Genomic DNA, 26,613 nt, shown 5'->3' with positions numbered 1-26,613 from the left:
TGCCCCCATGACGAGCACCCCGTCCACCCCGTCTACCCCGGCCCCCACCCCCTCCTTCCGTGACGTCATGGCCGAGCGCGTGATGGTCGCCGACGGGGCGATGGGGACGATGCTGCAGGCCCATGACGTGACCATGGACGACTTCCAGGGGCACGAGGGCTGCAACGAGGTGCTCAACGTCACCCGTCCCGACATCGTCCGCGCCGTGCACGAGGCCTACTTCGAGGTGGGCGTCGACTGCGTGGAGACCAACACCTTCGGCGCGAACCTGTCGGCCCTCGGCGAGTACGACATCTCCGGCCGCGTCTTCGAGTACTCCGAGGCCGGGGCCCGGGTCGCCCGGCAGGCCGCCGACGCCTGGTCCACCCCGGACCGGCCGCGCTTCGTGCTCGGTTCCATCGGCCCCGGCACCAAGCTGCCCACCCTGGGCCACAAGCCGTACGCGGAGCTGCGCGACGCCTACTACGACAACGCCGCCGGGCTGATCTCCGGTGGCGCCGACGCGCTGATCGTGGAGACCTCCCAGGACCTGCTCCAGGTCAAGGCGGCGGTGATCGGTGCCCGCAGGGCCATCGCCGACGCCGGGCGGGACGTGCCGGTCATCGCCCAGGTGACCATCGAGACCAACGGGGCCATGCTGCTGGGCTCGGAGATCGGCGCCGCCCTGACCGCGATCGAGCCGCTCGGCGTCGACGTGATCGGCCTCAACTGCGCCACCGGCCCGGCCGAGATGAGCGAGCACCTGCGCTACCTGGCCCGGCACGCCCGGGTCCGCCTGTCGTGCATGCCCAACGCCGGGCTGCCGGTGCTCACCTCCGACGGCGCCTACTACCCGCTGAGCCCCGAGGAGCTGGCCTCGGCGCACGAGAACTTCACCCGAGACTACGGGCTGTCCCTGGTCGGCGGGTGCTGCGGCACCACGCCCGAGCACCTGCGCCGGGTCGTCGAGCGGGTCCGCGGGCGCGAGACCGCGCCGCGCCGCCCCCGCCCCGAGGCCGGGGCCTGTTCGCTCTACCAGAGCGTCCCCTTCCGCCAGGACACCTCCTACCTGGCCATCGGCGAGCGCACCAACGCCGTCGGCTCCAAGGCCTTCCGCGAGGCGATGCTCGCCCAGGACTGGGAGGAGTGCCTGGAGATCGCGCGCGGCCAGGCCCGCGACGGCGCGCACATGCTCGACCTGTGCGTCGACTACGTGGGACGCGACGGCGTGGCCGACATGAGGGAGCTGGCGTTCCGCTTCGCCACCGCCTCCACGCTGCCGATCGTGCTGGACTCCACCGAGCCCGCCGTGCTGGAGGCCGGGCTGCAGATGCTCGGCGGGCGCGCGGTCGTCAACTCGGTCAACTACGAGGAGGGCGACGCCCCCGGGACGCGCTTCCACCGGAACATGACCCTGGTCAGGGAGTACGGCGCGGCCGTGGTGGCCCTGACCATCGACGAGGAGGGCCAGGCCCGTACCGCCGAGGCCAAGGTCCGCATCGCCCGGCGCCTGGTCGAGGACCTGACCGGGAACTGGGGCATGAACGTCGAGGACATCCTGGTGGACGTGCTCACCTTCCCCATCGCCACCGGCCAGGAGGAGACCCGGCGCGACGCGCTGGAGTCGATCGAGGCGATCAAGGAGCTCAAGCGCCTGCACCCGGGCGTGCAGACCGTGCTGGGCCTGTCGAACGTGTCGTTCGGCCTCAACCCGGCCGCCCGCATCGTGCTCAACTCGGTCTTCCTCAACGAGTGCGTCAACGCCGGCCTGGACGCGGCGATCGTGCACGCCTCCAAGATCCTTCCCATGGCGCGCATCCCCGAGGAGCAGCGCGAGGTCGCCCTGGACATGGTCTACGACCGGCGCCGGGAGGGCTACGACCCGCTGCAGCGGTTCATGGAGCTCTTCGACGGCGTCGACGCCGCCGCCCTCAAGGCGTCCAAGGCCGAGGAGCTGGCCGCGCTGCCGCTCTGGGAGCGCCTCAAGCGCCGCATCGTCGACGGCGAGCGCAAGGGCCTGGAGGCCGACCTGGACGAGGCCCTGGCCCGGCGCCCGGCCCTGGAGATCGTGAACGACGTCCTGCTCGACGGCATGAAGACCGTGGGGGAGCTGTTCGGCTCCGGCCAGATGCAGCTGCCCTTCGTCCTGCAGTCGGCCGAGGTGATGAAGACCTCGGTGGCCTACCTGGAGCCGCACATGGAGCGGGTCGAGGGCGAGATCAAGGGCCGCATCGTGCTGGCCACCGTCAAGGGCGACGTGCACGACATCGGCAAGAACCTGGTCGACATCATCCTCTCCAACAACGGCTACGAGGTCGTCAACCTCGGCATCAAGCAGCCGGTCTCGGTGATCCTGGAGGCCGCCGAGGAGACGAGGGCCGACGTCATCGGCATGTCCGGGCTGCTGGTGAAGTCCACGGTGATCATGAAGGAGAACCTGGAGGAGATGAACTCCAGGGGCATCGCCGGCAGGTTCCCCGTGCTGCTCGGCGGGGCCGCGCTCACCCGCGCCTACGTCGAGCAGGACCTCGCCGACCTCTTCCAGGGCGAGGTCCGCTACGCCCGCGACGCCTTCGAGGGCCTGCGCCTGATGGACGCCTTCATGGCGGTCAAGCGCGGCGAGAAGGGTGCGAGCCTGCCGCCGCTGCGCGAGCGCCGCGTCAAGGGCGGCGCCACGCTGGTGCGGACCCCGGTGGAGGAGCTGCCCGCCCGCTCCGACGTGGCCGCCGACAACCCCGTGCCGGTCGCCCCCTTCCTCGGCGAACGCGTGATCAAGGGCATCCCGCTCGCCGAGTACGCCGCCTTCCTCGACGAGCGGGCCACGTTCATGGGCCAGTGGGGCCTCAAGGCCGCCCGCGGCGGTGACGGGCCGGGCTACGAGGAGCTGGTCGAGACCGAGGGCCGGCCGCGGCTGAGGATGTGGCTGGAGCGGATGCAGACCGAGGGGCTGCTGGAGGCGGCGGTCGTCTACGGCTACTTCCCGTGCGTCAGCGACGGCGACTCGCTGATCGTCCTGGACGAGGGCGGCGCCGAGCGGACCCGGTTCACCTTCCCGCGCCAGCGCCGCGACCGGCACCTGTGCCTGTCGGACTTCTTCCGCTCCAAGGACTCCGGCGAGGTCGACGTGGTCGCCTTCCAGGTGGCCACCATGGGCAAGCGGGTCTCCGAGGCGGCGGCCGAGCTGTTCGCCAAGGACGCCTACCGCGACTACCTGGAGCTGCACGGTCTGTCGGTGCAGCTCACCGAGGCCCTGGCCGAGTACTGGCACGCCCGGGTCCGCTCCGAGCTCGGCATCGGCGGCGACGAGTCCCTGGAGGACATGCTCAAGGTCAACGTGGCCGGCTGCCGCTACTCGTTCGGCTACCCCGCCTGCCCGAACCTGGAGGATCAGGTCCAGCTGATGGGGCTGCTGGACCCGGGCCGGATCGGCGTCGAGCTGTCGGAGGAGTTCCAGCTCCACCCCGAGCAGTCGACGTCCGCGCTGATCGTGCACCACCCCGAGGCGAACTACTTCAACGTATGACCGGCGACCGGGGGGACGAGACGATGCAGGCGGTCCTGTTCGACATGGACGGGCTTCTCGTGGACAGCGAGAAGATCTGGTTCCAGGTCGAGGCCGAGGTGATGGAGCGGCTGGGGGCGGGCTGGACGCCCGCCGACCAGGAGAACCTGGTGGGTGGCTCCATGGCCTCCAGCGTGGCGTACATGCTGCGCGTCTCCGGTTCCGATGCGGCGCCCGAGCAGGTGGAGACCTGGATGGTGGACGGCATGATCGCCCGCCTGTCCGGCGGGGTGGAGATGATGCCCGGCGCCGCCGCCCTGCTGACCGAGGTACGCGGGGAGGGCCTGGCCACCGCCCTGGTCACCTCCTCGTCCCGGCCGATCGCCGAGGCGTGCCTGCGCGGCATCGGCGCCCACCACTTCGACCGGATCGTCACCGGCGACGACGTGACCAGGCACAAGCCCGATCCCGAGCCGTACCTGCGGGCCGCCCGGCTGCTGGGCGCCGATCCGGCCCGCTGCGTGGCGCTGGAGGACTCGCCCAACGGGGTGACGGCGGCGACCGCCGCGGGGTGCCGGGTGGTGGCGGTGCCCAGCGTGCTGCCGATCCCCGGCGCCCCGGGACGCCTGGTGGTCGCCTCGCTGCTGGAGATCGACGTGGCCACCCTGCGCGAGCTGGCGGCGGCCCGACCCTGAGGCGGCGTCCCTGAGCCGGAGCGCCACCGGGAGCGTGATCCCTTAGGGGATGATCCCTCCTCAGGAAGGAGACCCCGTCCCGATTCCGCGTGCCAGGATGGAGGACGGGTACGCCGATACGAGGGATGGTCCGCCATGTCGTACGACCAGATCGCGTGGTTGCCGCTCTGCGCCGGGATCACCGGGGTGGGGCTGGTGCTGAGTTTCCTGACGATGCGCCGCCGGGGGGCGGCCGCCGGGTTGCGCGTCATGGCCTGGGCGCTGCTGCCGGTCGCGGCCTACCTGACCGGTGCGCTGCCCACCCTGTGGCAGATCGGCACGGCGATCGCCGGCTTCGTCGCCGGTGTGGCGTTCAACCCCATGGTGTGGGCCGGGGTGGGGGTGGCCGGGCTGTCCGTGCTGCTCTTCCTGATCTCGGGCTTCCTGCGCGGCCGGCGTCTCAGGGCCGCGGCGGCGAGCTCCGCGGGCTCCACGGGTTCCGCGATCTCCGCGTCGTCGTCCCCGGCGCGGTCCGTCCCGTCCTCGTCGTCCGGCACCGCGCTGCCGGGGGCGACGGCCGTCACCCAGCCGCTGCCCAAGCGGACCCCCAAGGGGCAGACCTCCCCGGCTGCGTCCTCGGCGTCCCCCGCGTCCCCCGCGTCCCCCGCGGCCCCGGCGGCCCCGGCGGCACGGCCCGGCGCTCCCCGGCACGCCGCCCAGCCGGCCGCGGACGACGACTTCTCCGACATCGAGGACATCCTCAAGCGCCGCGGAATCGGATGACGCAGGGTGACGGCCTCGTTTCAATGTCACAGATCCGAGACAGAAGCGGAACGGGGTACGGACATTCTTCGCGGGATCAAAACAAATGAATTTCGCGTGAATCACAGTTAAGCCACATAGCGCCTCAGGGGACTGGTCAGCGCAGTTCAGCCCATAGATTCTGCGCACGGGCCACGAAATACCGGCCCGTAGACTCACGGCGCGTCACCCCGACCCGGGGGGCGCCGACGGACGACGTCGTCTGGGATCCAGGGGGCCAACTGTATGACCGCACCGCTCGACGTTCCCGACGCGGCCATGGAGGCCAAGCCGGAGTCCGTTCTCGAAGGAGTGGGCGGCAAGGCCATCGAGGGCCGCTCGCTCGGTCAGATCGCCTGGATGCGCCTGAAGCGCGACAAGGCAGCGATCATCGGCGCCTTCGTCGTGGTCTTCCTGACCCTGGTCGCGATCTTCGCGGAGCGCCCCTTCGGCGGGCTCATCGCGTTGTTCGGGGACTCGCCGAACATCCCCAACAACGACCTCATCGATCCCATGACGAGCGCCCCGATGGGGGCGTGGGGCGGGATCAGCCTGGAGCACCCGTTCGGCCTGGAGCCGGTCAACGGCCGTGACATCTTCGCCCGGATCATCTCCGGCGCGCAGATCTCGCTGCTGGTGGCCTTCCTGGCCACGCTGCTGTCGGTGGTGCTCGGCTCGCTGATGGGCGTGCTCGCCGGGTTCTTCGGCGGCTGGGTCGACACCCTCATCAGCCGGGCCATGGACGTCTTCCTGGCCTTCCCGCTGCTGCTGTTCGCGATCGCGATCGTCGGCGCCGTCCCCGACCAGGCCCTGGGCCTGAAGGGCAACGCCCTGCGGATCGCGGTGATCGTGTTCATCATCGGGTTCTTCAACTGGCCCTACATCGCGCGTATCGTCCGCGGCCAGACCCTGTCGCTGCGCGAGCGCGAGTTCGTCGACGCGGCGCGCTCCCTCGGGGCCCGCAACGGCTACATCATCTTCCGCGAGGTGTTCCCCAACCTCGTGGCGCCCATCCTCGTCTACGCGACCCTGCTGATCCCCTCGAACATCCTGTTCGAGGCGGCCCTGTCCTTCCTCGGGGTCGGCGTCAACGAGCCCCAGGCCTCCTGGGGAGGCATGCTCACCACCGCGGTGACCTACTACACGATCGCTCCTCACTTCATGATCGTCCCGGGCCTGGCGATCTTCATCACCGTCATGGCCTTCAACCTGCTGGGCGACGGGCTCCGGGACGCCCTCGACCCGCGAGCCCGGTAGCCCCCAAGCGACCGCGTCCTTATATCACCGTCACTCATGACAAGGGGTGGACCACCACGATGAGGAAGACCAATGCCCTGGCGCTCGCAGCGCTGGGTACAGCGCTGACCATGGGACTGGCCGCCTGTGGCGGAACGGCCGGTGGCGGTGGCAACACGTCCTCCGGCGGCGGCCAGGGGACCGGTGCCGCGGCTTCGGCCGCCAAGCACAACGACGGTTACACCAAGGTCGTCAACGCCTCGGACACCAAGGGCGGCACCCTGAAGTTCGCCCTGTCCGACGAGCCCGACTCGATGGACCCGGGCAACACGTACTACGCGTGGAACTGGAACTTCACCCGCCTGTACGCCCGTCCCCTGCTGACCTACTCCCCCGAGCCCGGTGACGCCGGCCTGAAGCTGGTGCCGGACCTGGCCGAGGCCGCCGGCGAGGCCAGCGAGGACGGCAAGACCTGGACGTACAAGCTCAAGAAGGGCATCAAGTACGACGACGGCACCGAGGTCAAGGCCGCGGACGTCAAGTACGCCATCGCCCGCAGCAACTTCACCTCCGAGCTCACCGACGGCCCGAAGTACTTCGCCGAGTACCTCGACGCCGGTGACTACAAGGGTCCCTACAAGGACAAGAACCTCGACAACTTCAAGGGCATCGAGACCCCGGACGACCACACCATCGTCTTCAAGCTCAAGAAGCCCTTCGCCGAGTTCGACTTCCTGGTGGCCAACCCGCAGTCCGCGCCGGTCCCGCAGGCCAAGGACACCGGCCTCGACTACGAGAAGGCGCTGGCCTCGACCGGCCCCTACAAGCTCGACAGCTACGAGGTCGGCAAGCAGTTCAACCTGGTCAAGAACGAGAACTGGGACCAGGCCACCGACACCACCCGCAAGCAGCTGCCCGACCGCATCGAGGTGCAGTTCAAGCAGGCCGCCGACGACATCGACCAGCGGCTCATCAACGGCCAGATCCACGTCGACCTCGGTGGCACCGGTGTCCAGCCGGCCGCCCGCGCCAAGATCGTCGGGGACCCCAAGCTGAAGGACTCCACGGACAACCCCTTCACGCCGTTCAACCGCTACGCGATGATGTCGACCGCGGTGAAGCCGTTCGACAACATCGACTGCCGCAAGGCCGTGCAGTACGCCACCGACAAGACCGCCACCCAGGCTCCCTGGGGCGGCCCGCTCGGCGGCGAGATCGGCAGCACCGCGATGACCCCGACCACGGTCGGCTACAAGCCGTTCGACCTGTACCCCAACGGCGCCGACCACAAGGGCGACCTGGCCAAGGCCAAGGAGCACCTGACCGCCTGCGGCCAGCCGAACGGCTTCGAGACCAACATCGCCGTCCGTGGTGACCGGGTCAAGGAGGTCCAGGTCGCCGAGGCGCTCCAGGCCTCCCTCGACCGGGTCGGCATCAAGACCACCATCAAGAAGTACCCCTCCGGTGACTGGAGCGCCCAGTACGCCGGCCGTCCGGACTTCGTGCACAAGAACGGCCTGGGCATCATGATCGCCGGCTGGGGCGCCGACTGGCCGTCCGGCTTCGGCTTCCTGTCGCAGATCGTCGACGGCCGGTTCATCAAGGACTCCGGCAACTACAACATGATGGAGCTCAACGACCCGACGGTGAACGAGCTGCTGGACAAGGGCATCCAGACGACCGACGCCACGGCCCGCAACGAGATCTGGACCCAGGTCGACAAGAAGGTCATGGAGTCTGCCGCCTTCATGCCCTTCGTCTACGAGAAGACCCTGATCTTCCGTCCGTCGACCCTGACCAACGTGTACGTGCACCCGGCCTACGGCATGTACGACTACACGTGGCTCGGCGTCCAGCAGTAGCCCTTCCCTAGTTGACCAAAGGCAGGTGAAGGCCTGACGGTGCCCGGGAGCGACCCTCCCGGGCACCCCGGCCGAACGATCGTGGTCGCTTTCATCGTCCGCCGCGTGATCGCCGCCGTGCTGATGCTCGCCATCGTCAGCATGGTCACCTTCGCGATCTTCTTTCTCATCCCTCGTGCCCTGGGCCAGACCCCCGAGGGCATGGCGTCGCGCTACGTGGGGCGAGACGCCACCCCCGAGGCGATCCAGGGTGCCGTCGAGCGACTGCACCTGGACGATCCGATCCTGGTCCAGTACGGCCGGTTCGCGCAGGGCATCGTCGTCGGCCAGGACTACTCCCTCGGCCCGCGCAAGGCCGAGTGCCCGGCCCCCTGTTTCGGCTTCTCGTTCAACAACAACCAGCCGGTCTGGCCGACACTGCTCGACCGGCTCCCCGCGACGATCTCCCTCGCCCTGGGCGCCGCGATCACCTGGATCATCGTCGGTGTCAGCGTGGGCGTCATCTCCGCGCTGAAACGCGGGACCCTGATGGACCGGGCGGCGATGACGTTCGCCCTGGCCGGGGTCTCGCTGCCGATCTACTTCACCGGCCTGGTCTCGCTGTCGGTGTTCGCGTACACGCTGGGGATCTTCCCCGGCGGTGGCAGCTACACCGCCTTCAGCGACAACCCGATCATGTGGTTCCAGGCGCTCGTGCTGCCCTGGATCACCCTGGCGTTCCTGTACGCCGCCCTGTACGCCCGGCTCACCCGGGCGGGCATGCTGGAGACCATGGGTGAGGACTACATCCGCACGGCCCGCGCCAAGGGCCTCAAGGAGCGGACGGTCGTGACCAAGCACGCGCTGCGGGCCACGCTCACCCCGATCCTCACCATCTTCGGCCTCGACCTCGGACTGCTGCTGGGCGGCGCGGTGCTCACCGAGAGCACCTTCTCCATCCCCGGCATCGGCAAGCTGGTCATCGACGCGATCCGGGGCAACGACCTCCCCGTCGTCCTGGGCGTGACCCTGTTCGCGGCGATCTTCATCGTCGTGGCCAACCTCATCGTGGACATCCTGTACGCGGTGATCGATCCGAGGGTGAGGATCTCATGACGGCTCCCGCACCGGAGTCCTTCCTGGAGCTGCGCGACCTGCGCATCCACTTCCCGACCGACGACGGCCTGGTCAGGTCCGTCGACGGCCTGTCGTTCAGGCTCGACCGGGGCAGGACCCTGGGCATCGTGGGTGAGTCCGGCTCGGGCAAGAGCGTGACCAGCCTCGGCATCCTGGGCCTGCACAAGGGCGGCAGCGCCCGGATCTCCGGCGAGATCTGGCTGGACGGCGAGGAACTCGTCAGCGCGAGCGCGGACCACGTGCGGACCCTGCGCGGCAAGAAGATGGCGATGATCTTCCAGGATCCGCTGTCGGCCATGCACCCGTACTACACGGTGGGTGCCCAGATCATCGAGGCGTACCGGATCCACAACGACGTCAGCAAGGCCGTCGCCCGCAAGCACGCGATCGACATGCTCGGCCGGGTGGGGATCCCGCAGCCCGACAAGCGGGTCGACGACTACCCCCACCACTTCTCCGGCGGCATGCGCCAGCGCGCGATGATCGCGATGTCGCTCTCCTGCGACCCCGAGCTCCTGATCGCCGACGAGCCCACCACGGCCCTCGACGTGACCGTCCAGGCGCAGATCCTCGACCTGATGCGCGACCTGCAGAGCGAGTTCAACTCCGCGCTGATCGTCATCACCCACGACCTCGGCGTGGTCGCCGAGCTCTCCGACGACATCCTGGTGATGTACGGCGGCAAGGGCGTCGAGTACGGCACCGCCGAGGACATCTTCTACCGGCCCGAGCACCCCTACACATGGGGTTTGCTGGCATCCATGCCCCGCCTGGACCGCGAGCCCACCGAACGGCTGCTCCCGATCAAGGGCTCCCCGCCCTCCTTGATCAACGTGCCGTCCGGCTGCGCCTTCAACCCCCGCTGCACCTTCGCCGGTCGCACCGCGGGCAAGGCCACCACGGAGGTGCCGCAGCTGCTGGAGACCGACGGCGGCCACCTGGTCCGCTGTCACATGCCGCGCGCGGAGCGGCGGTCCATCTGGGAGAACGAGATCAAGCCGATCATGGAGAGCACGTGAGCGAGCGAACCGGCCGGCACGGCATGTCCCAGGGCACGCGACAGGCCGGGGAGGACACGTGACCGCGGCCGACGCCACCGAGGACAGGAGCGGCGCGACCGAGGCGGTGGCCTCCGACGCCCTGCTGTCCGTCCAGGGGCTGGAAAAGCACTTCCCGGTGACCAAGGGCCTGCTGCGCAGGCAGGTCGGCGCGGTCAAGGCCGTCGACGGGATCAGCTTCGACGTCCGCAAGGGCGAGACGCTCGGCCTGGTCGGCGAGTCCGGCTGCGGCAAGAGCACCACCGGGCGCCTGATCACCCGCCTGCTGGAACCGACCGGCGGGAAGGTCGTCTTCGAGGGCCACGACATCACCCACATGTCGCAGGGCAAACTCCGCCCGCTCCGCCGCGACATCCAGATGATCTTCCAGGACCCCTACTCCTCGCTCAACCCCCGGCACACGGTCGGCGCCATCGTCGGCGCCCCGTACCGGATCCAGGGGGTCCAGACCGAGCAGGGGACCAAGAAGGCGGTCCAGGAGATCCTGGCGCTGGTCGGGCTCAACCCCGAGCACTACAACCGCTACCCGCACGAGTTCTCCGGCGGGCAGCGCCAGCGCATCGGCATCGCCAGGACGCTCGCGCTCAAGCCGAAGCTGATCATCGCCGACGAGCCGGTGTCCGCGCTGGACGTCTCGATCCAGGCCCAGGTGGTCAACCTCCTGGAGGACCTGCAGAACGAGCTCGACCTGACGTACCTGATCGTCGCGCACGACCTGTCGGTCATCCGGCACATCAGCGACCGGGTCGCGGTCATGTACCTCGGCAAGATCGTCGAGCTGGCCGACCGCAAGGACCTGTACGAGTCGCCCATGCACCCGTACACCACCGCGCTGATGTCCGCGGTGCCCGTCCCGGACCCGGCCCGGCGCAGGGACCGCGAGCGCATCCGCCTGCAGGGCGACGTGCCCAGCCCGCTCAACCCGCCGCCCGCCTGCCGGTTCCACACCCGGTGCTGGAAGGTCCAGGAGATCTGCAGGACGGTGGAGCCCCCGCTGGCCGAGCTGGCCCCCCGCCACCGGGTCGCCTGCCACTTCCCGGAGAACGCCCCCGCGGGACACTCCCCGGGGAACACCGGGACCTCCGGCGGCACGACCCCCGGCGACGGCCAGGGCCCCGCGGTCCTCACCGGCTGAGACCCCTTTCGGAGGCCCGCACGGCCCCGCACGCGCTCCGGCCCGTGCGGGGCCGTGCGGCTTTCCGGGGCAGGCCGTGCCGGGTCTGTCGGGCCTTCTCAGGCGCCCTTCACGGGCCCTGCCGAGCCTCGGTCAGGGCAGCGCGCCCGGCGTGATCAACCCGGTCTCGTACGCGAGCACGACGGCCTGGACGCGGTCGCGCAGGCCCAGCTTGGTGAGCACGTTGCCGACGTGCGTCTTGACGGTCGTCTCGCTCACCACCAGCTCGGCCGCGATCTCCGCGTTGGACATGCCCTTGGCGATCAGGCGGAGCACCTCCAGCTCACGCTCGGTCAGCCGGTCCAGCCGCGCCGGCGTGGACTGCTGGTGGGCCGACGGCAGGTGCGCCCCGAACCTGTCCAGCAGGCGCCGGGTGACGCTCGGCGCGACGATGGCGTCACCCGCCGCCACCACCCGGATCGCCTGGACCAGCTCCTCCGGCGGGACGTCCTTGAGCAGGAAACCGCTCGCCCCGGCCCGCAGCGCCTCCACGATGTACTCGTCGAGGTCGAAGGTCGTCAGCACCAGCACCCGCGGCACGTGCGCGCCGCTCACGGCCTCGCGCACGATCCGGCGGGTCGCCTCGATGCCGTCCACCCCGGGCATCCTGATGTCCATCAGCACCACGTCCGGCAGCAGCGCCCGCGACTGGTCCTGGGCCGCCTTGCCGTCCCCCGCCTCGCCGACCACCGTCAGATCGGCCTCGGCCTCCAGGATCAGCCGGAAACCGGTGCGCAGCAGCGGCTGGTCGTCCACCAGCAGCACTCGGATCGTCATCACGCGTCCTTGAGGGGGAATCGGGCATCGACCTCGAATCCGCCCCCGGGCCGCGGGCCGATCCTCAGAAGTCCACCATAGAGGGCGACACGCTCGCGGATGCCCGCCAGTCCGTGACCGGTCACCTCCCGGTCGGCGTCCCCGGCACCCGGGCCGAGACCGTCGTCGGAGACCTGGACGGCCAGGGCGTCCGGCTCGTGGCGCACCGTCACCCAGGCCCGCGCCCGCGGCCCGGCGTGCCGCAGGCTGTTGGTCAGGGCCTCCTGGACCAGCCGGTAGACGGCCAGGTCCACCCCGGGCGAGAGCGTCTCCCGCTCGCCCTCGATCCACAACTGCGTCCGCAGCCCGGCCTCGCGCATCTGGTCGACCAGGGCGGGGATCTCCCGCACCCCCGGCTGCGGGCCGCGCTCGGCCGGGGTGGCGTCGGTCCTCAGCACCCCCACGATGCTCCGCATCTCCGACATCGCGGTCCTGCCCAGCTGCTCGATCGCGGACAGGGCCTCGCGCGCCCCGTCGGGGTCGCTGGCCAGCACCCGCCGCGCCGCCGCCGCCTGAACGGTCATCACGCTCACGTGGTGGGCGACCACGTCGTGCAGCTCACGGGCGATCCGGGAGCGCTCCTCGGCCCTGGCGGCCCGGGTGTCGGCCTCGCGGGCGCGCTCCATCCGCCGGTCCCGGTCGCGCAGCTCCGCCTGGTAGGCGCGGCGCAGCCGCACGCTCCGCCCGGCCACCCAGAGCGAGGCGGTCAGGACGGTCACCAGCAGGTGCGTGCTCCACCGGCCGCTCCCGCCGTCCGCCACGGACGACAGCAGGTAGGCGGTCACGGTCAGCACCGGGGCGCACAGGCTGAGCGCCAGCCCCCGCCGGGAGGCGATCGTGTAGACCAGCACCAGGGCGACCCCCCAGAGCGGCCACGCGCTCCGCCCCGCCACGGTCAGCGCGCCACCGGCCAGGCAGACCAGGAAGAGCAGTAGGAGCTGCGTCCATTGCGACGCGGCGCGTCGTGGTGAGGCCGCTCTTACCCGGCGACTTCCCTCGTCGCTCATCCGCTTCGCTCCTTCGCTCCTCGGTCCAGTCGCCGGCGCGGCCTCACAGGTCCATGGCGGCGCTTTCGCGTCGCGGTGAGGCCGCTGGGATCCGGCTCCTTCCCTCGTCGAGGGGGATCGTTCGTCCCTCACGATCCCCCTCTCCTCGGTCCGGTCGCCGGCGCGGCCTCACAGGACTCCCCGGGAACGCTTCGAGGGTACGTCCCTCGCGACGGCATTGCCCGGGTGGCCTCCCCGCGGTGTCGGCGAGGGGCGGATGACAGGGTGGTGTGAGCTTTTCCGGAGTTTTCGTTATCCGCGTGCGGCCCGGGGGTCTCCTGTGTGGCGGCGCGTGCGAGCGCCGCCGGACCTTCCCTGCACGGTTTCCCAACAGGACAAGGACTTCATTCACCATGAGCACAACCGCCTCGCGCGGCATCCGAGCCGGACGCGCGTCCGTCGTACGCCGGGTCCGCCGCCTGTCGCTGGCCGGTGTCCTCGTCGGCCTCCTGAGCACCTCCGTGCTGAGCGTCACCTCCCCGGCCGCCGCGGCCGAGGTACCCCTTTCGCAGGGCCGTGACGCCGTCGCCTCCTCGGCGGAGCGCGGTGACCTGTCGGCCGCGGCCGCCGTCGACGGCAAGCCCGGTACCCGCTGGGGCAGCGCGTTCGGCGACCCCCAGTGGCTCGCGGTCGACCTCGGCAGGTCCACCGCCATCAAGAAGATCGTCATCAACTGGGAGAACGCCTACGCCACGGCGTTCCAGATCCAGACCGCCGCCGACGGCGACGGCCCCTGGAAGACGGTGTACGGCACCACGGCGGGCAAGGGCGGCGTCCAGACCATCGACGTGTCGGCCACCGGCCGGTTCGTGCGGCTGTACGCGACCAAGCGGTCCGGCCGGTACGGCGTCTCGCTGTGGGAGTTCCAGGTCTTCGGCACCGGCTCGGGCACCCCGACCCCCACCCCGAAGCCGACCTCGACGACCAGGCCGACGCCCGGCGCCACGCCGACCTCCACGCCGACCTCCACGGCCAGGCCGACGCCGAGCGCCACCCCGACCTCCACGCCGACCTCCACGGCCAGGCCGACGCCGAGCGCCAGCCCGACCACCACCGCGCCCGCCGGCGGCTGGGTCCCGGTGGACCAGGCCGCGTGGAAGAAGGCCCTGGACGCGTACCACAAGGTCGCCCCCAGGCCGGTCCCCGCGGGGATCGTGAGGGTCCCCGAGTTCCAGACCAACTGCGAGGTGGCCAACCTGGCCAAGGACGACCCGATCGTGCTGCCCGGCCTGTCCGGCGCCTCCCACATGCACACCTTCTTCGGCCCGAAGGTGACGGCGGCCACCACGACGGAGGACCTGCTCGCGGGGTCCACGAACTGCGACGCGCCCGGCGACAACAGCGCCTACTGGGTGCCGACCCTGATGCGTGACGGCAAGCCGGTCCCGATGAAGAACTTCCGCGTGTACTACGGCGCCCGGCTCAAGGACCCGTCGGAGGTCGTGCCCTTCCCGCCGGGCCTGGTCGCGGTGCAGGGCGACGCCAAGCGGCAGGTGGCGACGCCGAAGAACGCCAGCGGCCAGTTCTGGTGCGCCGGCAGCGCGGAGACCGGGCGCAGCGCCGACGGCAACTGGCCCGTCTGCGCGCGGGGCGGCAACCTGATCTACCAGATGACCTTCCAGGACTGCTGGGACGGCAAGCACATCGATTCGCCCGACCACAAGTCGCACATGGCGCCGATGAAGGACGGCCGCTGTTCGGGCGCCCATCCGGTCGCGGTCCCCAGCATCTCGCTCATGGTCGGCTACGACTCCCTCGGCGGTGACGGCCTGGCGCTGGCGTCGGGCCTGCCGTCCTCGATGCACGGGGACTTCATGAACGCGTGGAAGCCGGAGACGCTCGGCGCGCTCGTGAAGATCTGCATCAATGCGAAGGCCAAGTGCGGCACCACGCCGGGCTGGGACCGCTGACCGGTCCCCGTCGCCACCTCGCCTGATCTCGCCTGACCTCGCACGACCTCGCCGTGCCGGTGTCCCCGCGTCCCGCGCGGGCACCGGCACCGTCACACGATCACGGGGCGCGCTCCGGAGCCGCCGGTCCCGCACGGCCCGGGATCGTCACGCCGGCGATCCGTCGCCGTGGTCCTGGGCGGGCTCGTCGCGGGCTCCGGCCCGGCTGCCGGTGCGGCGGACGGTGTCGCCCGGCTGGCGGGCCGGGACCGGCGGGGGAGTGCCGCCGAACTCCGGGCACAGGTCCTTGTAGTTGCACCAGCCGCACAACCTGCTGGGGCGGGCGCGCCACTCGCCCGTCTCCAGGGCCCGCTCGATCGCCTGCCACAGGGCCCAGACCTTGCGCTCGGTGGCCAGCAGGTCGGCCTCGTCGGGGGTGTAGCGCAGGATCTCGCCCTCACCGCCCAGGTACATCAGCTGGAGCAGGCGGGGCACCGAGCCGCGCAGGCGCCAGATCACCAGCGCGTAGAACTTCATCTGGAACAGCGCCCTGGCCTCGAAGGCGGGCCCGGGGGCGCTGCCGGTCTTGTAGTCGACCACGCGGATCTCCCCGGTGGGCGCCACGTCCAGCCGGTCGATGTAGCCCCGCAGCATCAGGCCGCTGTCCAGCACCGCCTCCACGTACAGCTCCCGCTCGGCGGGCTCCAGGCCGGTGGGGTCCTCCAGGGCGAAGTAGCGTTCCAGCATGACGCGGGCCCGGGCCAGCCAGGCCGCCCGCTCCTGCTCGTCGGTGAACATCTCGGCGTAGGACGGCTCCTGCTCCAGGAGCTTGCGCCACTGCGGCTCCAGCAGGTCCCAGGCGGCGTCGACCGTCCGCTCCGGGGCGGGCAGGTCGTACAGGCGTTCGAGAACCGAGTGGACCATCGTGCCGCGCACCGCGGCGGGCGACGGGGGCTCGGGAAGCCGGTCGATCACCCGGAAGCGGTACAGCAACGGGCACGTCATGAAGTCGCCCGCGCGCGACGGCGACAGGGCTCCGATGATCGTGGGCTCGGACGTCGACATGACCGCACTGTAGGTCACGGTGACGACAGTTCGCGCCCGGACGGACCCGTGGCGTCTGCCAGAGGCGCGCCGGCGCGTACCATCGAGGCCTGAGGGCGGACCGAACGAGGAGTGGTGAGCCAGCGGTGAGCAGCGAGAGCCCGCGCCGGGAGAGCCCGGGACTGCGGATGGGGCGTCCGTTCGGCATCCCGGTCTACGTCTCGCCGACCTGGTTCATCGTGGCGGCGTTCATCACCTACGTCTTCCAGCGCGTCGTGGCCTCCTGGCTGCCCGAGCTGAGCGTCCCGATGACGTACCTCGTCTCGTTCGTCTTCGCGGTGCTGCTGTACGTCTCGGTGCTGCTGCACGAGCTGGCGCACTGCGTGGTCGCCAGGATGTACGGCCTGCCGGTCCGGCGCATCACGCTCTACCTGCTCGGGGGCGTCTCGGAGATCGAACGCGAGCCGGAGACCCCCGGCCGGGAGTTCATGGTGGCCTTCGCCGGGCCGCTGCTCTCGCTCGGGCTGGCGGCCGTCGGCTTCGCCGTCTACCAGGTCGTCCCGCCGGACACGATCGCCGGTGTCCTGATCTTCCAGCTCTGGTTCGCCAACCTGATCGTCGGGATCTTCAACCTGCTGCCCGGGCTGCCGCTCGACGGGGGCCGCATGCTGCGGGCCGGCGTGTGGAAGGCCACCGGCAGGCCCGGCGCCGGCACCGTCGTGGCGGCCTGGGTGGGCCGGGTGCTGGCCGTGGGCCTGGTCGTGATCCCCGTCGGGCTGGCGCTGGTGACCGGCCAGGCGCCCGACGTGACCAACCTCGTCTGGTCGCTGGTGCTGGCCTCCTTCATCTGGTTCGGCGCCACCCAGGCGCTGCGCGGCGCCCGGGTGCGGGCCCGCATCCCCCAGGTCAACGCCCGGACCCTGGCCCGGCGGGCCATCGCGGTGACCGGTGACGTGCCGCTGGCCGAGGCCCTGCGCCGGGCCGCGGAGGCGCAGGCCGGGGCGATGGTCGTGGTCGACCACGAGGGCCGTCCCACCGGGATCGTCAACGAGGTCGCGGTGGAGGCCACCCCCGAGGCGCGCCGTCCCTGGGTGACGGCGGGCTCGCTCTCACGGAGCCTGGAGCCGTCGCTGGTGCTGGCCGCCGACCTGGAGGGCGAGTCGCTGATCGACGCCATGCGCGAGTCCCCGGCGGGGGAGTACCTTCTGGTGGAGCGCGGGGGCGAGATCTTCGGGGTGCTCGCCACCTCCGACGTCAACAAGGTGTTCAGCGGAGTTTAAGCGAACCACAGGTCGTTCACAGGCGTCCCACTGAATACTCGCCGACAGAGGGGCCGGGCGACGCACCCCGCCGCCCGGCCCCTCGTCTCCGGCCTGTACCAGGACCAGATCTCCGACCAGCGAACGGGCTGGTCACGTAGCTCAAGGGACGCATCCATTGGCACCCCCCCACACCCCGGCCCCGCCCGGTGACCTGACACCGGACCTGCTCGGCACCCCCGAGTGGACCGACCAGATGGTCGCGGCCGCCGGCATCCCCATGTACGACATCCCGTTCCTCAGCGTCGGTGGCGGCATCGGGTCCTTCGTGACCCTCGACTACCTGCGCATCTACGGGGTCCCGACCTCGCAGATGCGGGTGGTCTCCAACATCGACCACCCGTGGCAGACCTACGAGTTCCTCACCCGGTGCTCGCAGATCCCCCGCGGGGAGCGGATCCGCTCCGACTCCTCCTCCCGCCCCGACAACCTGTGGGGATTCCCCTCCTACGCGCTGGAGGAGGCGTGGAAGGAGAAGAAGCCGTCGTACCTGTGGCAGATCCTCACCGAGCCGCTGCTGAACGACTACTGGACCCCGCGCGCCGGCACCGTCTTCGAGAACCTGGAGCGCGAGGCCAGGCGCATCAACTATTGGGACATGCTGGTCAAGGGCCAGGTGCGGATGGTCCGCCGCCGGGCGGGCGGCGGCTACTTCACCGTGGTCACCCCGCCCGACGGCGCCGCGCCCACCAAGCGCATCGTCTTCCGCTCCCGCTTCGTGCACATCGCGGTCGGCTACCCGGGCCTGAAGTTCCTGCCCGACCTGCAGGAGTTCCGCACCGAGCACGGTGACTACCAGCACGTCGTCAACGCCTACGAACCGCACGAGCAGGTCTACGAGTTCCTCAAGACCAGGCCGGGCACGGTGGTCATCCGGGGCGGCGGCATCGTGGCCTCCCGGGTGCTGCAGCGGCTCTTCGACGACCGGGAGCGGCACGGCCTGCAGACCCAGATCGTGCACATCTTCCGCACGTTCGTCACCGGCTCGCACGGCCCGCACGTCTGGTCGCGCCGCAAGGGCGGTCACGGCTGGGCCTACCAGGGCTTCAACTACCCCAAGTCGGTCTGGGGCGGCCAGCTCAAGGCGGAGATGCGCAAGCTGGAGGGCGCCGACCGGGCGAAGAAGTACAAGGAGATGGGCGGCACCAACACCCCCTTCCGGCGGCGCTGGCAGGAGCAGCTGCGCGCGGGCCGCGAGGGCGGCTACTACCACGCGGTGCAGGGCACCGTCGACCGGGTGGAGCACTCCGCGGACGGGCGGCTGGTCAGCTACGTGCGCAGCAAGGACGGCATCGTCCGCGAGCCGGTCTCCGACTACATCATCGACTGCACCGGCCTGGAGGCCGACATCGCCGAGCACCGCGTCTTCGACGACCTGCTGCGCAACACCGGGGCGGGCCGCAACCCGGTCGGCAGGCTGGACGTGGAGCGTCACTTCGAGGTGAAGGGCACGGCCAGCGGCGACGGGGTGCTGTACGCCTCGGGGTCGGCCACGCTCGGGGGCTACTTCCCCGGTGTCGACACCTTCCTGGGCCTGCAGATCGCCGCCCAGGAGATCGCCGACGACCTCGCACGGCGCGGGTTCGTCAAGAGGATGGGGCCGCTGCGCTCGACCGCGCAGTGGTTCAAGTGGGCCCGCAACTCGCCGGTGTAAGGAGTACTTCCGTGGTTCCGACCCTGCTGGGCCGTGTCCAGACGCGCCTGTTCATGCTCGCCACCCTCGGCGTGCTCGTCACCCTGCTGATCGTCCCCGTGCTCCCGGGCTCCTCCGGGCCGCTTTCCGGGCGCTACGCCGACGGGCTGCTGCTCGTCGTGGCGGTCGCGGTGCTGGGAGTCGTCTGGGAGCTGATATATCACTTCCTGATGCAGTTCAGATGGGAGAAGGACTGGCCGACGTCGTTCGGCCTGCTGACGCTCATCCCCGAAGGCCTTGTGCTGTACTTTTTGCTACGGTCCGGTGCAGTCGGTTTCATCGATCCGATTCCGCCGGCCGCCTTCTGGACGCACTTCACCGTCGTCTGGGTATGCATCTGGCTGGTGACGAACGGGCCCATGCGGGTGCCGTTCATCCGGTGGCGTTTCCGGGGAGGGAGAGTTCTGTGACCGACCAGGGCTTCGGGGTGGTGCGTCCGCTTCCGGGCAACGGGCTGGTGGCCCATGTGGGCGGCCTGCTGCTGGTGTGCGACGCGGCCGAGGCCGTCGTCGGGGATCTGCTGGGAGCGCTGCGGGAGACCGCGGGCTCCGGCGGCGACGGCAGGGCGCTGGCCCGCCGGGTCGCCCAGATCCTCGCCGTCTCGATGGGGGAGCCGGTGGCGTGCGCCGTCGCCGGCCCCGTCGGTGGCGGTGTGGCCGTCCTGGTCAGTGGTCCGGCGTTCGCGTCGGTGACCGGCTCGGCCGGGGAGGTCCAGCTCGCCGGGCGTGACGCGCTCACCTGGTCCGACCGGCTGGTTCCCGGCCCGGTGACCCGGGTCGAGCTGCGCCTGCCGGACGCCGGGCCGGTGCACCCGCTCTCCACCCTGGACGCCGGGGTGATCGTCGCGGGCGGGGTCGAGTGCGACCTGACCGAGACGCCCACCTGGACACCGGCGCCGCGACGCACGGAGCCCGCCGCGCCACAGGACGTGCTGGAGGCGCCCCGGATGCAGTCCGCCGCGCCCCGGGGCGTGCACGAGGCGCCGCGGATGGAGTCGTCCGCGCCCGCGTCCACCCCGATGCCCGCGCCGCCCGAGCGGATGGCGCCCCCCGAGCGGCCGTCCGTCCCCGAGCGGCCGTCCGTGCCGGACACCGGCGCCCCCGCGCCCTACCCGATGGGGCAGGCCGAGTCCCACCCGCCGGTGGCGCCGCCCGTGGAGCCGCGGCGTGAGCCGCAGCCGCAGTGGCACGCGGGCCCGGACCGCGACCACCCGGTGGAGACGCCCCCAGGGCCCTCGCGCGCGCAGCACGCCGACATCGACACCGCCATGGCGAGCGGGATGGGCGGCGACCCGGTCGACGTCCGCGAGCAGCCGTTCGAGTACGACCTGCCGCCCGGCGGCGCGCAGCCCGCGGACGAGCCGCCCCCGGCCGCCGAGCCCGAGGCCCGGCCGCTGGTCTACGGGGTCGACTGCAAGAACGACCACTTCAACGACCCCCGCGTGCCCTACTGCGCGGTCTGCGGCATCGCGCTGGTGCAGCGGACCCTCGTCCCCTACAAGGGGCCGCGCCCGCCGCTGGGGGTGCTGCTCCTCGACGACGGCCTGACGCTGCGCCTGGACACCGACTACCTGATCGGGCGCGACCCGGAGAGGGCACCGGAGGTGGCCGACGGATCGGTGCGCCCGGCCAAGGTCACCAGCCCCGACGGTTCGGTCTCCCGCCGTCACCTGCGGGTGGCGCTGGACGGGTGGGACGTGAACCTGGTCGACCTGGGATCGGTCAACGGCACCCAGATCCAGCCGCCCGGCGACCCCAACTTCTACGACATCCCGCCGAACGAGCCGGTCGCGATCATGCCCGGCACCACCGTGCGGATCGGGGTCTCGCGCACCATGCGCTACGAGTCGCACCGCAACCGCTGAGCGTCCCCGCTTTTCCTGCTTTTCCTGCTTTTCCGGGCGGTACGGCCGTGGCCGTGCCGCCCGTGGTGTTCCCAGGTCTGCCCCGGCGCCTCGGCGCCGGTCGGGAGGGTTCCGGTCTCAGGGCCGCGGGACGGGGACGACCGGCTCCACGCCCTACCGGCTGAGGCGTTCCAGCTCGGCGCCGAGCATCCTCTCCAGCCGTTCCGGGCCGAGCCTGCCCGGGTACAGCAGGCGGTGCACGCTCAGGCCGTCGACCAGGGCCAGCAGCCGCTCGGCCACGTCGTCGAGGTCCTCCGAGGTGACGATCTCCCCGTTCGCCGCCGCCGAGCCGAGCAGGCTGCGTACCAGATAGCGCAGTTCCTCGGCCTCGGCGCGCTGGGCCTCCAGCAGCGCGGGGCTGGTCATGCTGCGGCTCCAGAAGCCGACCTCCAGCCCGCTCTCGGCGACGCGCTCCTCGTCCAGCGGCAGGTTGTCCAGCAGCAGCTCGCGCAGGGCGGCCAGGCCGGTGAGACCCGCCAGCTTGCCGCGCAGCCGCTCCACGATGCGCCGGTGCGAGGAGCGCAGGGCCGACAGCATGATGTCGTCCTTGTCGGCGAAGTAGTGGGTGAGCACGCCGTTGGAGTATCCGGCCTCCCTGGCGATGGCCCGGGTGGTGGCGGCCTCGATGCCGTCGCGCAGGATGATGCGGCGGGCCGCCTCGACGACCTCCTCGCGGCGCTCCCCGTGGTCAACGATCTTCGGCATCTCGTTCCCTTCCGCGTACGGCATCCGTTGACATTTTAGTCGGTCGCCCGTCTATCATCCGCTGAAGACATGAGGAGGACCCGTCATGACCGTCGTCACCCTCGGGGTGCACATCGTCGACGTGCTCGCCAGGCCGGTGGAGTCCATCCCCGCCGGGCAGGACACCCATCTGCTGGAGCAGATCCGGGTCACCGCCGCGGGGGCCGCGGCCGGGACCGCCGTCGACCTGGCCGCGCTCGGCGTCCCGGTCGCCTCGGTGGGCGCGATCGGCGACGACGAGCTCGGGGACCTGCTCGTCATGATCATGGAACGGCGCGGCGTCGACGTGTCCGGGATCGTCCGCAGGACGGGGGAGCAGACCGCGGCCTCGATCCTGCCCATCCGCCCTGACGGCGGCCGTCCGTCCTTCCACGTGCCCGGAGCCAACCTGGGCCTGTCGGCGGCCGACGTCGATCGCGAGCGGATCCTCGGCGCGCGGATCGTGCACCTGGGCGGCATGGACGTCACCTGGGGCCTGTACGACCCGGGGTTCCTCGCCCTGCTGGACGAGGCGCGGGCCGCGGGCACGATCGTCACGATGGACCTGCTGTCCAACATGCCGGACCTGATGCAGGGGGTACGGACCTTCCTCGGCCACGTCGACTACCTGCTGCCCAACGAGGAGCAGGCGCTGATGATGAGCGGTGCCTCCGGCGCCGAGGAGGCCGCGACCGCGCTGCTGGCCGAGGGACCCTCGGCGGTCCTGGTCACGCTGGGCGCCGAGGGGAGCCTGATCGCCTCCAAGGAGGGGATCACCCGCGTCCCCGCCCTCGACGTCCCGGTGGTCGACACCACCGGGTGCGGTGACGCCTACTGCGCCGGGTTCATCGCCGGGCTGGCCGACGGCCTGGACGTGATCGGGGCGGCCCGGCTCGGCACCGCGCTGGCCGCCCGGGTCGCCGGAGGGCTCGGCTCCGACGCCGGGCTGACCGGCGCGCGGGAGCTCCGCGTGATCCCCGAGCCCCCCGACCCGGCGTGAGCCCGTGATCCCGCGTGGCTCCGTGATCCCGCCTGGCTCCGTGCCCCCGCGTGGCTCCGTGACCCGGTGCCCTCGCACCCCCGAGCCCCTTCCGGCCGTGATCTCCCGACCGCGACCTTCCCGACCGTGATCTCCCGACCGTGAAAGGACGACGCATGTCCATCGACGCCGAACTCAGGGAACGGGCCGTCAAGGTCGTCCCCGGAGGCATGTACGGCCACCTCAACGCGGCCCTGCACGGCCCCGCCTACCCGCAGTTCTTCGTCGGCGGTGAGGGCTGCCGCCAGCGGGACGCCGACGGCCGCGAGTACGTGGACCTCATGTGCTCCTGGGGTCCGGTGGTGCTCGGTCACCGCCACCCCGCGGTCGAGGCGGCCGTGGCGGCCCAGCTCGCCGCGGGCGACTGCCTGAACGGTCCCGGACCGGTCTACGTCGAGCTCGCCGAGCTGCTGGTGGAGACCGTGCCGCAGGCCGACTGGGTGATGTTCTCCAAGAACGGCACCGACGCCACCACCCAGGCGCTGATGGTGGCCCGCGCCGCCACCGGCAGGGACAAGGTGCTGATGGCGCACGGCGCCTACCACGGGGCCGACCCCTGGTGCACGCCGAGCACCGCGGGCACCACCCCGGCCGACCGCGCCGACCTGACCGAGTTCACCTACAACGACCTGGCCTCGGTCGAGGAGGCCGCGGCCCGGATCGAGGGCGAGGTCGCCGCGATCATCGTCACGCCCTTCAAGCACGACTCGTTCGAGGACCAGGAGCTCGCCACGCCCGAGTTCGCCCGGGGGGTGCGGGCCCTGGCCGACCGGATCGGCGCCGCGCTGGTGATCGACGACGTGCGCGGTGGCTGGCGGCTGGACCTGGGCGGCTCCTGGGAGCCGCTGGGGGTCCGCCCCGACCTGTACGCCTTCAGCAAGGCGATGGCCAACGGCCACCCGATCGCGGCCGTCACCGGCGTGGACTCCCTGCGCGCTCCGGCCCAGACGCTCTACACCACCGGCTCGTTCTGGTTCAACGCCGCCCCGATGGCCGCGGCCAAGGCCACGATCGAGACGCTGCGCGACATCGACGGCATCGCCCTGATGGAGCGGGCGGGCACCCGCCTGCGCGAGGGCCTGGCCGCCCAGGCCGTCTCGCACGGCTTCACGGTCAACCAGACCGGCCCGGTGCAGATCCCCTGGCTCTCCTTCGAGGGCGACGCGACCCTGGAGAAGGGCATGTTCTGGGCCGCGGCCTGTGTCGAGGAGGGCGTCTACCTGCACCCCTGGCACAACTGGTTCCTCTCGGCCGCCCACACCGACGCCGACATCGACCGGGCACTGCAGGGCACCGACGCCGCCTACGCCAAGCTCAGGGCCCACTTCGGGGCCGACTGAGACCCGGCCCGGACCCCGCGGAAAAACCCGGAGGGCCCGAGGGGCCGGAGGGGCGAGCCCGGAAGGGAGCGGCCTGGCCCTCCCGGGCGGGTTCAGCGGCCCCCGGACCCGTCCGGCCCGTCCGGCCCGCCTGACCCGCCCGGCGCCTCCCGCAGGCGGTACCACTGCAGGTCGTCCAGGCGCGTTCCGTCCGGGCCGGGCAGCAGCCCGCGCATCAGCGCCTCCCTGGTGAAGCCCGCCCGCTCCAGCACGCGCTGCGAGGCGAGGTTGTCAGGGGAGGTGCCCGCGATGATCCGTTCCAGGGGAGTGTGCTCGAAGGCCCAGCCCACCAGCAGGTTCACGGCCCGGGTGGCGAAGCCCCGGCCGCGGAACCCCGGCAGCACGCTGTAGCCCGTCATGGCCTGCCCCAGCGGGGGGATCACCCCGCTGAGCTGGATGTCCCCGGCGAACGCGCCGGTCGAGGCGTCCAGGATCACCGCCTGGGCCATCGTGCCGGCCAGCCAGTCCGCGCCCGCGGAACGGCACCGCTCGGCGGCCTCCTCCACGCTGGGCGCCTCGGGCGGGACGCTGTGCTCGACCACGTCCGGCAGGACCTGCAGCGCCAGGTACTCCTCCGTGTCGGCCGGGGTGAGCGGCCTGAGCCGTACCGTCCCGTCGGTCAGCGAACCCCCGGGGAACCAGGGCAGGTACGGCCGCACGCGCTCGCCGGAGTCGGTGCGCAGGCGCGCGAAGGAGACCAGGTCGCGGCGGGTGCCGTCGCGCCGCCCTTCGGCCCCGCGCCGCACGCCCTCGCGCCGGAAGCCCGCGGCCATCGCCACGCACTGGCTGGTCAGGTTCTCCACGTCGGCGAGGAGCTCGACGCGCTCCAGCCCGTGGGCCAGGCCCCAGCCGGTCAGGGCCGAGGTCGCGGCCGTGGCCACCCCGCGGCCCCGGGCCCAGGGCGCCACCAGGTAGCCGATCTCGGCGGTGTCGCGCGGCAGCGGGGGCTTGATGCCGATGTTGCCGAGCCACTCGCCGGTCTCCGGGTCCGCGATCGCGAACTCGGCGCCCCCGGCCTTCCAGGCGGCGCGGGCCGAGTCCAGGTACCGCAGCGCGTCGTCGTGGGTGTAGGGGGAGGGGACAAGGGGGATGAACCGGACGATCTCCGGGTCGGCACAGGCCCGCACGATCGACTCGGCGTCGGCGTCGGTGTGGGGCCTGAGCGTTACGGGGCCGGCGGGGATCACTTCTTCTGGGAGCACAGGGCAACAGCTACCAGGTTCCGGCCCTTACCGGCGAACCGTTTACCCCGGTCCGCGGTTGGACCCGCCCCCCGGCCCAGCAGGCCGGCGGGTCCAGTGGGGTCCGCCGGGGCGGGCGGGATCGGCCGCCGCCGGGCGCCGTTAACCTTGCGCTCATGGGTTTTCGCAGGCATGGGCCGTTTCAGGCCGGGGATCAGGTTCAGCTCACCGACCCCAAGAACAAGCGTCACACGGTGACGCTGAAGGAAGACGGCGTGTTCCACACCCACAAGGGCGGGATCCCGCACAGTGAGCTGATCGGCCAGCCCGAGGGCTCGGTGGTGCGTTCGTCCGGCGGCACCCAGTATCTGGCGTTCAGGCACCTGCTCCAGGACTACACGCTCTCCATGCCGCGCGGCGCGGCGGTGATCTACCCCAAGGACTCGGCGCAGATCGTGGCCATGGCCGACATCTTTCCCGGTGCCCGGGTGGTGGAGGCGGGCGTCGGCTCCGGCGCGCTGTCCTGCTTCCTGCTGCGCGCCGTGGGCGCCGAGGGCACGCTCACCTCGTACGAGCGGCGCCAGGACTTCGCCGAGATCGCCACCAGGAACGTCGAGAAGTTCTACGGCGGGCCGATGGAGCAGTGGCGCTTGGTGGTCGGCGACTTCGTCGAGTCCCTCGACGAGAGCGACGTCGACCGGATCGTCCTGGACATGCTCGCCCCGTGGGAATGCGTGGACGCCGCGGCGAAGGCGCTCACTCCCGGGGGTGTGATCTGCTGTTATGTGGCGACCACGACTCAGCTGTCGCGGACGGTGGAAACTCTCCGGGAGCACGGGAGTTTCACCGAGCCCCATGCGTGGGAGACCCTGGTTCGTGACTGGCATGTCGAGGGACTGGCCGTGCGGCCCGACCACAGGATGGTCGGCCACACCGGTTTCCTGGTCACGGCGCGTCGCATGGCGGACGGCGTGACGCCGCCACCTCGGCGCAGACGCCCGGCGAAGGGGGCCAATGCCGAGGACTCCACCACCTCCACCACCTCCACCAGCTGATGACGATTCGGACACGAGGATCCGTGAGAGAGTGACGCGCGAACCGACCCTCATGTTCATATACTTCTAGTACTAAAAGCACTAAAAGGGATTAATCATCACGCACTTAATGTAGTCATACGAA

The 26,613-nt window shown here is 71.2% G+C and carries 21 protein-coding genes; 16 read left to right on the top strand and 5 right to left on the bottom strand.

All coding sequences use genetic code 11. From position 1 onward, the window contains the following. Positions 1-67: 67 nt before the first annotated feature. From metH to ABD832_RS32430, 8 genes are all read left to right on the top strand, one after another. Entirely contained in the window at positions 68-3,502 is a 3,435-nt protein-coding gene (gene metH / locus ABD832_RS32465) for a methionine synthase (RefSeq protein ID WP_413224736.1), read from the top strand. Then, positions 3,499-4,176, top strand: a complete 678-nt coding sequence (locus tag ABD832_RS32460; protein WP_344903088.1) for an HAD family hydrolase — start codon at positions 3,499-3,501, stop codon at positions 4,174-4,176. Before metH ends, ABD832_RS32460 begins: the two co-directional genes overlap by 4 nt. Positions 4,177-4,311: 135 nt before the next feature. Beyond that, positions 4,312-4,938: a cellulose synthase gene (locus ABD832_RS32455; protein ID WP_344903086.1), complete on the top strand. Its 627-nt coding sequence runs from the start codon at positions 4,312-4,314 to the stop codon at positions 4,936-4,938. 264 nt (positions 4,939-5,202) lie between these two features. After that, positions 5,203-6,213 carry an ABC transporter permease gene (locus tag ABD832_RS32450; RefSeq protein WP_344903084.1) on the top strand — a complete coding sequence of 337 codons (1,011 nt, stop codon included), beginning with the start codon at positions 5,203-5,205 and terminating at the stop codon, positions 6,211-6,213. 59 nt (positions 6,214-6,272) lie between these two features. After that, positions 6,273-8,054 (top strand): ABC transporter substrate-binding protein, encoded by a 1,782-nt coding sequence (locus tag ABD832_RS32445; RefSeq protein ID WP_344903082.1) that lies wholly within the window; start codon positions 6,273-6,275, stop codon positions 8,052-8,054. A gap of 81 nt (positions 8,055-8,135) precedes the next feature. After that, on the top strand, positions 8,136-9,149 hold the full coding sequence (locus tag ABD832_RS32440) for an ABC transporter permease (RefSeq protein WP_344903079.1): 1,014 nt from the start codon (positions 8,136-8,138) through the stop codon (positions 9,147-9,149). After that, positions 9,146-10,189, top strand: a complete 1,044-nt coding sequence (locus ABD832_RS32435; protein ID WP_344903076.1) for an ABC transporter ATP-binding protein — start codon at positions 9,146-9,148, stop codon at positions 10,187-10,189. The genes ABD832_RS32440 and ABD832_RS32435 overlap by 4 nt, the downstream gene beginning before the upstream one ends. Positions 10,190-10,247: 58 nt before the next feature. Further along, the gene (locus ABD832_RS32430) at positions 10,248-11,363 is read left to right on the top strand and encodes an ABC transporter ATP-binding protein (protein WP_413224733.1); all 1,116 of its coding nucleotides are present in this window, start codon (positions 10,248-10,250) and stop codon (positions 11,361-11,363) included. A 132-nt stretch (positions 11,364-11,495) separates the two neighbouring features. On the opposite strand, the gene ABD832_RS32425 is transcribed toward ABD832_RS32430, so the two are convergent. Together ABD832_RS32425 and ABD832_RS32420 are read right to left on the bottom strand one after the other, a co-directional pair. After that, positions 11,496-12,179: a response regulator gene (locus ABD832_RS32425; protein WP_344903073.1), complete on the bottom strand. Its 684-nt coding sequence runs from the start codon at positions 12,177-12,179 to the stop codon at positions 11,496-11,498. Beyond that, the gene (locus tag ABD832_RS32420; RefSeq protein WP_344903070.1) at positions 12,179-13,225 is read right to left on the bottom strand and encodes a sensor histidine kinase; all 1,047 of its coding nucleotides are present in this window, start codon (positions 13,223-13,225) and stop codon (positions 12,179-12,181) included. The genes ABD832_RS32425 and ABD832_RS32420 overlap by 1 nt, the downstream gene beginning before the upstream one ends. A 392-nt stretch (positions 13,226-13,617) precedes the next feature. Between ABD832_RS32420 and ABD832_RS32415 the strand changes: the two genes are divergently transcribed. Then, positions 13,618-15,174, top strand: coding sequence for a DUF1996 domain-containing protein (locus tag ABD832_RS32415; RefSeq protein ID WP_344903068.1), 1,557 nt, complete (start codon positions 13,618-13,620; stop codon positions 15,172-15,174). 147 nt (positions 15,175-15,321) lie between these two features. Here the strand turns inward: ABD832_RS32415 and ABD832_RS32410 are convergent, their stop codons facing one another. Further along, positions 15,322-16,218, bottom strand: coding sequence for a RecB family exonuclease (locus ABD832_RS32410; RefSeq protein WP_344903066.1), 897 nt, complete (start codon positions 16,216-16,218; stop codon positions 15,322-15,324). A gap of 167 nt (positions 16,219-16,385) precedes the next feature. Here ABD832_RS32410 and ABD832_RS32405 point away from each other — a divergent pair, with 167 nt between their 5' ends. From ABD832_RS32405 to ABD832_RS32390, 4 genes are all read left to right on the top strand, one after another. Then, a complete protein-coding gene (locus ABD832_RS32405; RefSeq protein WP_344904427.1) occupies positions 16,386-17,477 on the top strand; it encodes a site-2 protease family protein in 1,092 nt (363 codons plus the stop codon). 157 nt (positions 17,478-17,634) lie between these two features. Then, positions 17,635-19,170, top strand: coding sequence for a hypothetical protein (locus ABD832_RS32400; RefSeq protein ID WP_344903063.1), 1,536 nt, complete (start codon positions 17,635-17,637; stop codon positions 19,168-19,170). A gap of 11 nt (positions 19,171-19,181) precedes the next feature. Further along, positions 19,182-19,619: a hypothetical protein gene (locus ABD832_RS32395; protein ID WP_344903060.1), complete on the top strand. Its 438-nt coding sequence runs from the start codon at positions 19,182-19,184 to the stop codon at positions 19,617-19,619. Then, a complete protein-coding gene (locus ABD832_RS32390; RefSeq protein WP_344903057.1) occupies positions 19,616-21,073 on the top strand; it encodes an FHA domain-containing protein in 1,458 nt (485 codons plus the stop codon). The genes ABD832_RS32395 and ABD832_RS32390 overlap by 4 nt, the downstream gene beginning before the upstream one ends. A 153-nt stretch (positions 21,074-21,226) precedes the next feature. On the opposite strand, the gene ABD832_RS32385 is transcribed toward ABD832_RS32390, so the two are convergent. Next, positions 21,227-21,817 carry a TetR/AcrR family transcriptional regulator gene (locus tag ABD832_RS32385; protein WP_344903054.1) on the bottom strand — a complete coding sequence of 197 codons (591 nt, stop codon included), beginning with the start codon at positions 21,815-21,817 and terminating at the stop codon, positions 21,227-21,229. 85 nt (positions 21,818-21,902) lie between these two features. Here ABD832_RS32385 and ABD832_RS32380 point away from each other — a divergent pair, with 85 nt between their 5' ends. Beyond that, positions 21,903-22,835 (top strand): carbohydrate kinase family protein, encoded by a 933-nt coding sequence (locus ABD832_RS32380; RefSeq protein WP_344903051.1) that lies wholly within the window; start codon positions 21,903-21,905, stop codon positions 22,833-22,835. A 155-nt stretch (positions 22,836-22,990) separates the two neighbouring features. After that, positions 22,991-24,214: an aminotransferase class III-fold pyridoxal phosphate-dependent enzyme gene (locus ABD832_RS32375; RefSeq protein WP_344903048.1), complete on the top strand. Its 1,224-nt coding sequence runs from the start codon at positions 22,991-22,993 to the stop codon at positions 24,212-24,214. A 92-nt stretch (positions 24,215-24,306) separates the two neighbouring features. Here ABD832_RS32375 and ABD832_RS32370 read toward each other — a convergent pair whose 3' ends face one another. Continuing rightward, entirely contained in the window at positions 24,307-25,455 is a 1,149-nt protein-coding gene (locus tag ABD832_RS32370) for a GNAT family N-acetyltransferase (protein ID WP_344903045.1), read from the bottom strand. 155 nt (positions 25,456-25,610) lie between these two features. Here ABD832_RS32370 and ABD832_RS32365 point away from each other — a divergent pair, with 155 nt between their 5' ends. Beyond that, positions 25,611-26,489 (top strand): tRNA (adenine-N1)-methyltransferase, encoded by an 879-nt coding sequence (locus ABD832_RS32365; protein WP_344903042.1) that lies wholly within the window; start codon positions 25,611-25,613, stop codon positions 26,487-26,489. Positions 26,490-26,613: the final 124 nt, after the last annotated feature.

Origin of the sequence: Streptosporangium longisporum, from assembly GCF_039534895.1 — a bacterium.
GTDB classification, from domain to species: domain Bacteria; phylum Actinomycetota; class Actinomycetes; order Streptosporangiales; family Streptosporangiaceae; genus Streptosporangium; species Streptosporangium longisporum.
The sequence above is the reverse complement of the archived record's forward strand: the minus strand, read 5'-3'. Positions and strand labels throughout refer to the sequence as shown.